This window comes from Nostoc sp. NMS4, assembly GCF_017115095.1.
GTDB lineage: Bacteria > Cyanobacteriota > Cyanobacteriia > Cyanobacteriales > Nostocaceae > Nostoc.
Window position 1 is genome coordinate 32,722 of record NZ_JABXKI010000073.1, and the last position, 13,491, is coordinate 46,212.

13 protein-coding genes are annotated in these 13,491 nt (G+C 38.9%); 7 read left to right on the forward strand and 6 right to left on the reverse strand.

Annotated features, from left to right (window positions below; genetic code table 11):
* Window positions 1-5 precede the first annotated feature (5 nt).
* The 4 genes from HWQ37_RS03900 to HWQ37_RS03915 form a co-directional block, all read right to left on the reverse strand.
* Window positions 6-416: a hypothetical protein gene (locus tag HWQ37_RS03900; protein WP_292744034.1), complete on the reverse strand. Its 411-nt coding sequence runs from the start codon at window positions 414-416 to the stop codon at window positions 6-8.
* 65 nt (window positions 417-481) lie between these two features.
* A complete protein-coding gene (locus tag HWQ37_RS03905; RefSeq protein ID WP_292744036.1) occupies window positions 482-1,279 on the reverse strand; it encodes a HEAT repeat domain-containing protein in 798 nt (265 codons plus the stop codon).
* 29 nt (window positions 1,280-1,308) lie between these two features.
* Window positions 1,309-2,556, reverse strand: a complete 1,248-nt coding sequence (locus HWQ37_RS03910; RefSeq protein WP_292744039.1) for a hypothetical protein — start codon at window positions 2,554-2,556, stop codon at window positions 1,309-1,311.
* Between the two features lie 119 nt (window positions 2,557-2,675).
* Entirely contained in the window at window positions 2,676-3,938 is a 1,263-nt protein-coding gene (locus HWQ37_RS03915; protein WP_292744042.1) for an STM4015 family protein, read from the reverse strand.
* A 147-nt stretch (window positions 3,939-4,085) separates the two neighbouring features.
* Here HWQ37_RS03915 and HWQ37_RS03920 point away from each other — a divergent pair, with 147 nt between their 5' ends.
* From HWQ37_RS03920 to HWQ37_RS03950, 7 genes are all read left to right on the forward strand, one after another.
* Window positions 4,086-4,298: a DUF2997 domain-containing protein gene (locus tag HWQ37_RS03920; RefSeq protein ID WP_292744045.1), complete on the forward strand. Its 213-nt coding sequence runs from the start codon at window positions 4,086-4,088 to the stop codon at window positions 4,296-4,298.
* Window positions 4,299-4,357: 59 nt separating this feature from the next.
* Window positions 4,358-4,969, forward strand: a complete 612-nt coding sequence (locus tag HWQ37_RS03925) for a nucleotide exchange factor GrpE (protein ID WP_292744048.1) — start codon at window positions 4,358-4,360, stop codon at window positions 4,967-4,969.
* A 103-nt stretch (window positions 4,970-5,072) separates the two neighbouring features.
* Window positions 5,073-6,632 (forward strand): Hsp70 family protein, encoded by a 1,560-nt coding sequence (locus HWQ37_RS03930; protein WP_292744050.1) that lies wholly within the window; start codon window positions 5,073-5,075, stop codon window positions 6,630-6,632.
* Window positions 6,633-6,719: 87 nt separating this feature from the next.
* Window positions 6,720-8,327, forward strand: coding sequence for a WD40 repeat domain-containing protein (locus HWQ37_RS03935; protein ID WP_292744052.1), 1,608 nt, complete (start codon window positions 6,720-6,722; stop codon window positions 8,325-8,327).
* A 163-nt stretch (window positions 8,328-8,490) separates the two neighbouring features.
* Entirely contained in the window at window positions 8,491-9,411 is a 921-nt protein-coding gene (locus HWQ37_RS03940; protein WP_292744055.1) for a DUF4351 domain-containing protein, read from the forward strand.
* 17 nt (window positions 9,412-9,428) lie between these two features.
* A complete protein-coding gene (locus HWQ37_RS03945) occupies window positions 9,429-9,641 on the forward strand; it encodes a DUF4351 domain-containing protein (RefSeq protein ID WP_292744058.1) in 213 nt (70 codons plus the stop codon).
* Between the two features lie 235 nt (window positions 9,642-9,876).
* Entirely contained in the window at window positions 9,877-11,190 is a 1,314-nt protein-coding gene (locus HWQ37_RS03950; RefSeq protein WP_292744061.1) for a WD40 repeat domain-containing protein, read from the forward strand.
* A 203-nt stretch (window positions 11,191-11,393) separates the two neighbouring features.
* Here the strand turns inward: HWQ37_RS03950 and HWQ37_RS03955 are convergent, their stop codons facing one another.
* Together HWQ37_RS03955 and HWQ37_RS03960 are read right to left on the reverse strand one after the other, a co-directional pair.
* On the reverse strand, window positions 11,394-11,768 hold the full coding sequence (locus HWQ37_RS03955) for a DUF1257 domain-containing protein (RefSeq protein ID WP_292744064.1): 375 nt from the start codon (window positions 11,766-11,768) through the stop codon (window positions 11,394-11,396).
* Between the two features lie 68 nt (window positions 11,769-11,836).
* Entirely contained in the window at window positions 11,837-13,384 is a 1,548-nt protein-coding gene (locus HWQ37_RS03960; protein ID WP_292744070.1) for an AAA family ATPase, read from the reverse strand.
* Between the last annotated feature and the right edge of the window lie 107 nt (window positions 13,385-13,491).

Consider the following 13,491-nt stretch of genomic DNA (forward strand, 5'->3'; position numbering starts at 1 on the left):
ATTCTTTATTCGTGTAATGCCCAATAACGTGAACCTGCTTCTCCTCGACGATAGTTTTCTTCCTGCGAATCTGCAATTAATCGACAATCAAGTTGAGACAATTGTTGAATTATCTGTGGTGATATACAGTTTTTAGAAATATTGAGTGTATGAAGCCGATTTACACTTGGACAATTTAGCAAATTTTCTGCACCGTTATCAGTTAAAATTCCCATAGATATATCAAGCACTGCTAGACGTTCAATAATTGGAGATTGTACTAAAGCTTCTACAAGCACGTCAGTATTTTCAAAGCTTGGTAGAGCAAGATAAGATAAATTAGGAAGTAATTCACCTGAAAATAGTGTCTCAAAAAAATCAAAATGTGAGTATCTACAGCGTCCTCCCCATAATTCCAGATATTCGAGTGATGGCAATTCCAGAGTACATACTTGTGCTAATGCGCGAGCATAGTTATCTGCTGTTTCTAAGATTAAAGTTTTTAAAGATTTAAAGTTTTTAAAGATGGATGGTAGATTTTTTTTGAAAAGAGATTATTATGAGGATTTCCGTGTATTTTCAGCACTTCTAATTTGGGAAAATTCTCTAAAATAGAAATCATATCACTTAAATAAATACGTGATTTTTTATATTCATGTTGACGGCGATCGCCAATAAATAAAGCTTTTAAATTTGTTAATTTTTGACTAGCTTTACAAAGCATATTTATGAGTGTCAGACACTCTTGGTGATATATTTCTAAGTAACTTTTATCAGGCATCCAACAAGCTAAAGCTTCAACTTCACTGACTTGGATATCATTGAGGAATACTTGAAGAGCATCTAGATTAAAATCTTCAACTACACGAAATTCTCCACGAGGATTTGGCTCCTCACGATAGAGGTTAACATTGTAAGCTGTACTAATTGCAGAAGTGATTCCAATATTTGGATAAAAAGTTTCAAATTGCCAATCTTCTAGCATAGTAAAACATTGCTGAGGATTATGTCTCAATAAAGTTTCTTTACCCTTTTCTCCACCTTTATCCCGCAGAAGACAAGCAGCAAACATCTGCACTTTATCTGAAGGGTCTTTCAAGGCTTGAATTACTAATTGAAAACCTTCTTCTTGATAGCGTAAAGCATCAATCAATGCAGATGCTCTTTCTCTAGCTTCAGGGCTTTTCAAGCGATTTTTTACGCCTTCAATTCCTCCTAAAACCACACCACTAACAGGAGGTGGTGCTTCACCACCAAGTACAGCATCAAATTCTCTGGGTTGATTTGGATTGTTGTTCATTTTAGATAATCTTGTATTATTTTATTATTTTATTCCCAGACTGAGTAATAGCGATCGCTAAACTGAGAATCTGCAATTACTCGACATTTCAACTCAGAAAATTGCTCAATTATATTTTTAGGTAAACGATTTCCAGAAATATTGAGAGTATGCAAGTAATTAATTATTGGAGACTTTAATAAAGCACTTCCATTACCTATATTTCCATCTGTTAACTCAAGTACCTTCAGATTTCCCATAATTGGAGAATTAACAATAGCTTGAGCAACCTCGCTCATATTTCCACATTGTCTTACTGCTAGGTATACCAATTTAGGGAACGACTCACCCGAAAGCATAGGTGCTAAACTATCGATATTGATGTTGCTTAAATCACTTCTACTTAGCCATAGCTCAAAGTATTCTAGAGATGGTAAATTTAAATTGGAAATTTTCGCAATATTACTATCAGATATCCCATCAGCATCAACAATCAAAGTTTTTAAATTCTCATGTTTTAAAGGGTTTATAGGAATAATAGAATTATTTTGAGAGTTGCGAACCTGTAGTATTTTTCGTTCAGGCTTGAGAATATCTTCTTCAAGCATTCGACCCCGGATATGAAGTAATTCTAAGTAAGGATAGGATTTTAGTAGAGGATGAATACTACATACCTTGATATTTGATTCTCTATATTTTATATTGATGAGGTCGCAGCAATCTCCAATTAATAATGCTTTCAAACTCGTAAGCAATTCACGAGCGTTAACAAGTGTGTCAGCAAAATCTTTAAAGGCGATTTTGCAATTCGGATCTTTGTAGTAAGCTTGAAACTTGATTGCTTCTATGTCTTTAGCTTTCGGATCTTGAAGGAAGCGCGATAATTTATTTTTACTATTTACATAGTTTTCATTATATAAACAATATGCCTGACCTATTGGGTCTTTAATTCTGTCATAATAGTAATCTTCCCAATCTTGAAATGTCGTTAAAACTAACCAAGGGTCATAATCTAGTAATGCCTGCTTACCTTTAGTACCAGCTTTGCGTAGTAAACAAATAGCACGATCGTGTATTTCTTCTGAAGGATCGTATAACGCTTCAATAATTAAATCTATTCCTGCGTTACCATATTTCAGCGCATCTTCAAGTGCTGAAGTTTTCACTTCATCATCTTGGCTATTTAGACGATTTTTTACTCCTTCAAGTCCTCCCAAAACTACAGCGTAGTTTTGATTTTGCTGTTCTCCACCAAGTACTGCGTCAAATTCTCCGGGTTGATTATAATTATTATTCATAGTTAAAATTGAACTAATTAAGAGAAAGTTTTTTAACCCGCGCAGGTGGTCACTGAGCTTGTTGAAGTGCGGGTTTTGTCTGTGTAGCCGCGACTTCTAGTCGCTCATTACTGTAAATTTCACTCAGAAACAGAACAATAGCGACCGTCAATGTAACTATCTTCATCTTCTGCTTTCTGATTATTTGCCAAAACACGAACATCCAAATCAGAGAATTTCTCAATCATTTCCTGAGATAAGAAGTTTTCTGAGATATTGAGAATATCAAGATTATTTATCGCAGAAAAATTCAGCAATTCTTCCGCACCAGCATCAATCAGCGTTCCCATTGAAAGGTCAAGTACGCTGATATAATCAAGAATTGGAGAACCTATAATAACGCTGACTATTTCATCGGTAAATTGGCTATTGCGTAATCCTAAATAATTTAACTTGGGAAATTTTTCTGCAAAAATAATTGGATTTAAATCTTCAACCCAACAATCTCCGCCGTAATCTTCACTACCAAACCATAATTCTAAATGTTCCAAGGCTGGCAGATTCATATTACAAATTTGTGCAACAGTATCCCGACTTAATCCCCCAGTTTCAACAATCAAGGCTTTGAGGTTATTATGTCGTATTGGCGGACTAAATTGTAAACGATCGCCTCCACGAACTTGCAAAAATTCGAGTTTGTGATAAGCTTGTAAAATGGGACTTATATCGCTTTGTTGAATCCAAGATATTTCCGAATCCTCAGAAGTAATATCACCAATAAAAACAGCTTTGAGATTAGTTAAACGTTGTTTAGCATCAACTAAAGCTTGGACAATACTACTTGAATCAGTCTGTGATGTTTCTGCCCACAAACCAAACACTAAAGCTTCTAATTTGTCGGCATTGGGTTCTTGCAGAAGTCTACTAAGTTTACTGGGTAAATTCTCATGATTTTCATACTCAAACCTGAGAGCATAAGCATTGTTAACAGGTTCAACAATACCTACATTTACATCGAACTCTATAACTTGCCGATTAGCAAATTGAGGAACATGATAACCTTGATACCCTTGATACTGGTTAAATCTCTCTTCCAAGTTCCAAGATTTATATGCTTGCAAAGCTTGTTTGACTTGCGGTTCTACTTGTTGCTTCAATAGTCGATAAGCAAAACGCTGCACCAATCTCGATTTATCTTGCAATGCTTGAATTAATACATCCAACCCCGCATCACCATATTTCAAGGCTTCGCTAAGTGCAGCAACCCGCACTTGAGTCACAGGATTTGATAAACAACGTTTAACCCCCTCAATTCCTCCTAAAACAACTCCATCCACAGGAGGCGGAGATTGTCCTCCCAAGACTGCATCATAATCTCTGGGTTGATTTTGGTTCTCTGTCATGGTGCTTTACCTTTTGATTCTTTATTAGAATTCCCAAAAATGCTACGCATACATCAATGCAAATAATTGCCGTTGACGGAAATTTAGTAGAACATAGAGATAATTGTGGCATTTCTAACACCCTGAAAAAATCAAGAAATTATACTTATGGCAGAGTATCAGAAAGTTGAGTATCGCATTGCTAAAGATGGTAAAATTACTGAAACAGTAATTGACGCTTCTGGTGCAGCTTGTACAAGCACAACATCTGGAATCGAAAACGCTTTAGGAGAGGTAGAAACTCAAGAACTGCTTCCTGAATATTATGAGGGAGACGACAATGTGACTGGAACAGAACAACAGTCTCTCAAGCAAAAATAGGAGGGACTTAGACGATCGCAGATAACCTGTTACATATCTAAGGAATGGGGATGTTTTCTATGGAAAGCCTTTTGGCGATCGCAATCGGATTTTTAGCGTTACTTTTGATTATTCCAGCAATTAGCGCTGCGATCGCCTCTCAATCAAACAGCCTAACTGACAAGTTACAGTTGGCGCGATCGCAAATTGAATTACTCGAAAATGAACTAAAAGCAACTCATCAAAATTACTTAGAGCTAGAGCAAAAGTTACACCAGCTTGTTTTGGAAAAAGCAGCACTGCATCAAGATGGCTTGCGACTGCATGAGGAATTGCAGCAGCAGCGTCTTGAACTGACAGACGAAATACGTTCTTCGACATTTGAGCAATTGCAGACATTGTTAACAAACTATCCCAGCATCCATCAGATGGTGCGCGTTAAGCCAGAATTACCTGCGAAAAATCTGCTTTCGATGTTTACGTCTTTAGATAACCTCCTCAATAAATGGGGTTACGAACAGATAGGTAAACCTTGGGAACAAGTACCTTACAATCCGCAAATTCATCAACCAGACACTGCTGATATTGCTGAAGATGAGTTAGTTTATATCCGATTCATTGGTTATCAGCATCAAGGACGAATTCTTGTCCCTGCGAAAGTTAGCCGCACCTTACCGGGAGGGGGGAGGTGAGGGGGCAATCAATTCAAAATTCAAAATTCAAAATTCAAAATTAAAGAACTTCTGCCTCCTGTCTCCTCTTTCCCAATGCCCAATGACAAATGACAAATGACAAATGACTACAGTAATAATTGATTTTGGTACTAGCAATACTGTTGTTTGTACTACTGATTTGATTACGCAAAAACCACGGACATTGAGATTTGAATCGATGTCGCGCCGCTTTGAGGTTGGGGCAGAACAAGTTAGCGTTGTACCCAGTTTAGTATTTGTGGAAGGGCGCGATCGCATTTCTTTTGGTGAATCTGTACGCGCCAAACGCTTAGGGTTTGCCCAGCCGGAACGCTGTTTTAGAGCTTTTAAACGCGATTTGGCAGCAGATTTTGTCCCACCTCCCCGACAGTTGGATGGTAATAGTTATAGCGCTGAGGTGGTTTCGGAACTGTTTCTCAAGGAAATTTGGCAACAGGTTGAACAGCAATTACAACCCACTAGCGTTATTTTCACAGTTCCCGTCGGTGCATTTGAGCGATATCTTGACTGGTTCCGCAACTTGGGCGACAAGTTAAATATTCCCGCAGTGCAAATTGTCGATGAATCTACCGCAGCCGCCCTTGGTTATGCTGTCAAGCATCCTGGGGCTGTAGTTTTGGTGGTTGATTTTGGCGGCGGTACTCTAGATTTAAGTTTAGTACGAACTGTCAGCGCTGAATCTGAACAGCAAGTAGTGCGTGCCGAAGTTATCGCTAAATCCGATGCTTTTATTGGCGGCGTAGATATTGATACATGGATTGTCGAACATTACCTGCAAAAAATCGGTTCCTCCCGTGCTGATGTTGGAGAAATCGGCTTTATGAATTTGCTGGAAGTAGCAGAAAGGGTAAAAATTCAAATTTCGGCAACAGATGAGGCGAAAGAAAGTTGGTTTGATGACGAAAATTTTATGTCCCATGAATTGCAATTACATCGGGACGAATTAGGCGAAATTTTAGAAAATCAACAATTATTAGAACAGCTAAGACAAACCCTAGATGAAGTATTAGCGATCGCACTTGCTAAAGGTATCAGCAAATCTACAATTGAACAGGTTTTATTAGTGGGTGGTACTTGTCAAATTCCCGCCGTGCAACAACTAGTAATTTCCTATTTTGGACGACAGAAGGTAAAGTTAGACAAACCCTTTGAAGCCGTCGCACATGGCGCATTAGCTTTAAGTGAAATGGCAGCAATTGATGATTACCTGCGCCACAGTTATGCTATTCGTCTTTGGGAACCCCACAGCAAAAGTTATTCTTATTTAACTTTAATTGAAAAAGGGGCAAAGTATCCAGGAGCGCGTTCTGAAGCTTTAACTCTGCAAGTCGCCACAGAGGGACAGCGAGAAATTCGCCTTGATATTGGGGAAGTAGCAGAAGTTTCCCAAGCGGAAGTTTATTACGATACTCAAGGAAGGATGACGAGTAGCCAATTAGTCAAACAAGATAGTTATCGCTCTTTGGAAACTCATCATCAACAGGTATGTGTCGCTCATATCGAACCGCCTGGACAAACGGGAATAGACCGAATACAAGCACAATTTGAAGTGAATGAACAACGGGTGTTAGTAGTGACAGTAAAGGATTTATTGACGGGGGAGATGTTAGTTGATAAGGGTGCGATCGCTAAACTCAAATAATCTTATCTTTGCGCCTTTGCGGTTCGTTTAAAAAAGAACTGTAATCAAAAATGGGAATACTAATAATAGTAAAGTGGTAAAAATGCAATGACAGAGAATCAGAATCAACCTAAAGAATATGATGCTGTACTTGGTGGACAATTACCACCACCTATTCATGGCTTAGTTTTAGGCGGAATAGAGGGTGTAAAGAAGCGTTTGGTTAGTATATCTTTTGAACAAAGAATTGCGGCGCTAGAAGATGCACTCAATTATGGAGAAGCAGGTTTAGAATTACTAATTCAGACTTTGACAGATGTATCACCAGAAGTACAACAAACCGCTGAAAATTTGCTTTTCCAGCATCGGACAGAACCAAGAGTAAAACAAGCACTACACGAGTATGATCCTTGGCTACTTTTTGAATGTCTGCAAACAATCATCGGACACACAGATGATGTTGATAGCGTAATCATCAACCCTGATGGGCAAACTATTTTTAGTTGCAGTAGTGGCAAAACAATTCGACTATGGAGTTTATCACAAAGACAGGAAATCTCTACTTTGCAGGGACATTCCAGAGGTATCAATTCTATTGCTATTCACCCTAATGGGCAAATTCTCGCAAGCGGTAGTTATGATGAGACGATTAAACTTTGGGATGTCGAGACAAGACAAGAACTCCGTACACTCACAGCACACTCTGGTGGAGTTCATGCGATCGCCATTAGTCCAGATAGTCGAACTTTAATCAGTGGTGGTGCAGACAATACTGTTAAAGTATGGGATTTTCAGACGGGAAATTTACTTCGCACTTTAAATGGTCATTCAGAAGCTGTTTATGCTGTTACCTTTCACCCTGATGGACAAACTATTGTCAGTAAAAGTGATGATAAAACTCTAAAGCTGTGGTGTTTTGATACAGGGAAGGAACTTTACACCCTGCCTACTGGATCTTCAGGTGGGCGTACATCTTTAGCTTTTAGCCCCGATGGGCAGATATTAGTTAGTGCTTGTCGTGAAACACTAAAGCTGTGGGATTGGTCAAACAAACAGGAACTTCACGTTTTGAGAGGATATTTAGACTATATTCAATATCTTACTTTCAGTTCGGGAGGAATTAATAGCTTTGCTATTAGTCCTTATGGTCAATTGCTTGCTTGTAATATTATAAATCAACGGATGATATTAGTGTGTGATTTACAAGTAAAAGAGCAATTAAATACACTGAAAGAACCTCATCATAGCGCTTATAGTCATTGCCTTGCACTTATACCAAATAAACAAATTCTTGTCGATGCTAATCTTCATCTTCTTGATCTATGGAATTTAGATACAGGAAGACTAACCCGTACTCTAACAGCACATTCTCAGAATTTTAAGTCTATTGCAATTAGTTCAGATGGAGAAACTTTAGTTACTGGTGATAAGAACAGTATAATTAAAGTTTGGGTTTTGCCTACAAGAGAGGAAAAACTTACCATAAATGCACAATCAGGTAGTATTCTGTGTGTTGCTATCAGTCCAGATGGACAAAATCTAATCAGCGGTTGTGAGGATGGCACCATGAAAGTATGGGACTTACAGACAGGGCGGAGAAAAGCCATTTTCAACGGACATACAGATGGGGTTTATTTTGTCGCTATTAGCGCTGATGGGCAAACTCTTATTAGCGGTAGTGTAGATGGGACTATTAAAATATGGGGAATGCCATAAGGGTAGAAAAAAGTGCGATCGCACTTCTGTATTTGAAAAAATTATCCCATAGAAAGCGTATTTATGAAATTAGGTGATTATAGCGATCGCACTCAACAATATTATCATATAACTAAGATACAAATTACCACAAGAACTGCAATTTTACTCAAAAAACCATCAAATGATTGACCACGAATGCGCTTCGCGCACGCTACGCGAACGCCTATTTAAAGAACTTCTTTCCAACTTCTTCCCAGAGTTTATCGAGCTATTTTTCCCAGATATAAGTGCTTATTGGGAGAGAGATTCAATAGAGTTTTTGCCACAAGAGGTATTCACAGATGTGACTGAGGGAGAACGGAAAATACTCGATATAGTTCTGCAAGTCTCAGTTAGAAACCAAGATACTTTATTTATCATTCACACTGAACATCAATCTTATTCTCAAACTAACTTCAATCAGCGAATGTTTACATATTTCGCTCGACTGCACGAAAAATATGCCCTCCCAGTGTACCCGATAGTCATTTATTCTCATGACTCTCCCCAAACACCAGAACCGAACTCTTATCGCATCGATTTTCCCCACAAGCGGGTGCTGGAATTTAATTATGAAGTTGTCCAGCTAAATCAATTAAAATGGCAGGATTTCGTCAATCAGAGAAATCCTGTAGCCAGCGCTTTGATGGCGAAAATGCAGATTGATGTTCAAGAACGCCCAACAGTAAAGCTAATGTCGCTACAATTGCTAGCGAATTTGGGACTCAATCCCGCACAAATCCAGTTAATTTCTGGCTTTATTGATACATATCTCGATTTGAATGCTCAAGAAGAAATCATGTTTCAAGAACAACTTGCTAGTATTGAACCAAAGCAGGAGGAAAGAGTTATGCAAATCGTCACCAGTTGGATGAGACAAGGTATACAGCAAGGAGAATTGACGCTGATTTTACGCCAACTAAACCGCCGTATAGGTGAAGTGAATCCGCAGTTACAAGAACGTATTCAAACTTTGTCAACAGATGAGTTAGAAAATTTGGGAGAAGCTTTACTAGATTTTACAACTACTGCTGATTTAGAAGCTTGGTTTGAGAGTAGATAAGTACGAAGGAAAGAGTTATGCAAATCGTCACCAGTTGGATGAGACAAGGTATACAGCAAGGCGAATTGAAGATGATTTTACGCTTGCTTAACCGCCGTATAGATGAAGTGAATCCGCAATTACAAGAACGTATTCAAACTTTGTCAACAAATGAGTTAGAAACTTTGGGAGAGGCTTTACTAGATTTTACAACTACTGCTGATTTAGAAGCTTGGTTTGAGGCTAGATAGTTAGGGTTTTTCCCTCTTTTCTAGATGAAGGGGTTAAGAGCGATCGCTCAAAATTTATCAAGCCAATAGTAGCGATGGCAAATTAAATAAGCTAGTTTCAAAAGTAAAAGCACGATGTCAAAAAAGTCCAATCGACCAAGACTTTATGATGCTGTCCTTGTAGGTAAAATTCCAAATAAGTGCGATCGCATTTCCTGAATTGGGAATACTGGTATTAGAGTCGAGGAAGAGAATTATGCCAGAAAATCCCAATCAACCAAGAGAATATGATGCTGTACTTGGCGGAAAAAATCCTCCGCCAGTCGATGGTGTAGTTTTAGGCGGATTGGAAGGCGCAAAACGAAGTTTCGCTAACAGTGATGAAAATTACCGCCTTTTAGCGCTTTCGCAACTCATTAACTATAGACAGGAAGGCTGGGATTTAGTAATTCAGGCTTTAAAAGACCCATCACAACGGCTACAGCTAGCAGCATATAAACTATTGCGGGATATCTCAGAATTAAAAGTAAAACAGGCAATTTTAGAATTTAATCCCTATCGGTTTTTTGAGTGTGTTTATACAATTGAGCTTAATCAGTATTATGATGCAGCGATCGCCATTCATCCCGATGGCAAAACCCTAGTCTGTTGCGATGCTAGCGACACTTCTGATGAAGAATCTCAAAGAAATAGCAGTATTATTGGTGGGACTTCTCTAGATTTTAAAAAGTGGGATTTGAAGACAGGAAAAAGTCTTCGCACCATCAATAAAACCTTTGCTACGAGAATAAAGGAATACCCAGAACATTTAACTTTTAGTTCTGATGCTCAAACGTTGGCGATAGTTGGTTTTCAGCATGACAAGACCATTATAACTGAAATTTGGAATCTCAATACTGAGCAATTAAGTCATCTTATTAGCGGACAACCGTTGGGGGACTCTAGAATTAGAAGGCGTAATACTATTACCGCTACTACTCTTAGTTCTGATGGCAAAATATTAGCTAGCGGTAATGAAGCTGGTCATATTATCGTCTGGGATTTAGAAAATAAACAAAATATTGACATTACCAAAGGACATTTACAACGTATAACTTCTGTCGCTATTAATGCAGATACAAACATCCTCGCAAGCGCTAGTTATGATAAACCTATAAAAATCTGGGATTTTAGAACTGGAAGTGAAATTTACACATTGGTAGGAGAGGATACTTTTGACTATAATTCTAATGGTGCATTGCTGGCAATTAGTCCCAATGGAAAGACTTTAATAACTAGCGACCATCATATGCCAGAACTCATCAGAATATGGGACTTGAGAACTGGTAAAGAAATTCATAAATTATTTAGTAATACCGGTCCATTGAGATGTTTTACTTTGAGTGCAGATGGAAAAATCTTTGTTAGCGTTAGTTGTGGCGGTTATGTTAATATCTGGAATTTGCAAACACAAGAATTACTTGCTAAACTTCCTCATGATGCAACAAGAACAAGTGTTGCTATTAGCCCAGATGGACAAACTATTGTCAGTTACATTGGGAAATTCATTCAAGTATGGCGAGTTCCATAGAATCAAGGATAGATGCGATTCCAAATAACTTACTTTTAATACAGCACCTATAGATTCTCTACCCATGATTACTCACGAAGAAATAAGAGGTGGACACTACTATCAAATTCCGCTAATTTATCGTTCAGATTTGTAATAACTACAAATAGGTTCAGATCCCCGACTTCTTGAAGAAGTCGGGGATCTTGATTCTCACGATATAATTACACCCAACGTCCTACAACTACTCGCACAGTTCCATCTTCTAACACTTCTTCGTCCTCCACATTAAAGCCTTGTTCTTGCACTGTTGCCATCAAGGTTTTATGAGCATATTTTTGGCTGATGGAGTTAACAAACTGCTGTTGATTAATTTTTGCTCCCCAAAAGTCGGCAACTATTTCGTAATTTTCACCACTGCGGCGAAAACCTAAATCATAACCATTCTTCTGGCGAATCACATACTCGGCTTGAGTCGTATCGCCTTGATATCCGCGTACATTTGTGTTGCATTCAACTTGATAGTTTAATTCTTGCAAAACTTCATGCAGAATTTCACCGCGTTTGATTTGGACTTTTATAGTTGTGAAATGAGACATAATACCAATTTTGGATTTTAGATTTTGGATTAAAAAACGAGGCGCAGGAAACACGTATTTTTTCTATTTTAATCGACTTCTAAAGGGCCTATTCCTTGTTCAGTTGAGTATTGTTTTAATTCTTCTACCAACAGCACATCGTTGGAGGCGGTTCTAGCACCGGCTTGTGCTGCCCATTGCTTTAATGCTTCAATTTGCTCATGTGCGATCGCAGCTAATGGCACTGTCTGCGCTACAGCCTGTAAAATATCCTCTGTATTAAAGTCTCGGCGCTGTCCCTCAACTCTTGTGGAAAATGCTTGGTGCATGGCATCAACAATTACCTGCTCAATTTCCGCACCGCTAAAGTTGAGACTTTGTTTAGCTAACAAAGCTAAGTTAAATTCTCGCAGCCGATTCGGGCGTAACCGTTGCAAATGCACCTTAAAAATCTCTTGGCGTTCGGCTTCTGTAGGTAAATTCAAAAAGAAAATTTCATCAAATCTTCCTTTTCGCAACAATTCGGCTGGTAATATTTTGACATTATTTGCCGTGGCGACAATAAACACACTCGCGGTTTTCTCCTGCATCCAGGTAATCAAACTGCCAAACACGCGGCGCGATGTCCCCGAATCCCCATCAATGCTACTGGTAATATTGCCAAAGGCTTTATCGATTTCATCAATCCACAAAACGCACGGTGCCATTGCTTCAGTTAACTGAATCATTTGGCGCACCCGGCTTTCACTTTCGCCGACAATCCCACCAAATAAACGCCCAGAATCTAATCTTAATAACGGTAAGCGCCATTCATGGGCAATTGTCTTCGCTGAAAGAGATTTACCTGTTCCCTGAATGCCCACAAGTAACATCCCTTTGGGGTTAGGAATACCGTAGCGTCTGGCTTCTTCGGTAAAAGCATCTTGGCGCATTAGTACCCACTGTTTGAGTTGATCTAATCCACCAACTCGTTTGAGTGATTCTTGGGGTGTGAAAAATTCTAAAATCCCAGTTTGGCGGATTGCTTGCTTTTTCTCTTCTAACACGCCGTCAATGTCAGACTCATTTACCTGCTGTTTAGCAGCTAAAGCTTTTGCCAAAACTCTCGAAATCCGGGTGCGACTTAAACCTTGACAGGCTTTAACTAACTGTTCCCGCGCTAAACCGGAAACATTTAATTTATCTGGTACTACTAACTGTTGAATTAAATTATCTATTTCGCCAACGCTAGGTAAGGGAAAATCCACTACTGTCACTTCTTGGAGTAACTCGTCGGGAAGTTCTAAAGTATGGCTAGTGGTGATGATAATTTTACGCGATCGCTTTAACTCCCGTGTCAAGTTTCGCAACTCCCGCACAATTGGGGCATTCTTCTCAGTAGTCGGATTTTTTACAAATGGATGCAAATCCCGCAGTACAAACATTGCAGGTATTTGGGCATCAGCTTTGCCAATTCGCCCTAACGCCGCCATCACCGAACCTTTATCTGCACCATTGTCACTCCAACCCCGGACAATATCCCAAAATAAAAGCTGTCGTTTGGGCACAGAACGCAATGCAACTTGCTGCAACACTTCTTCCACAGGTTCTTCTTCAACGGAAATCACATACAGTAAGGGATACCTTGCCCGAATCATCAAATCAAGTTGCTCTACTAAGGAGGCGTATTGCTGATTCTCGCTGTTATGAGTTGCATCTCCTTTTCCATATTGATGAAAATTGCTCATTTCTCTTGAAAATGGGT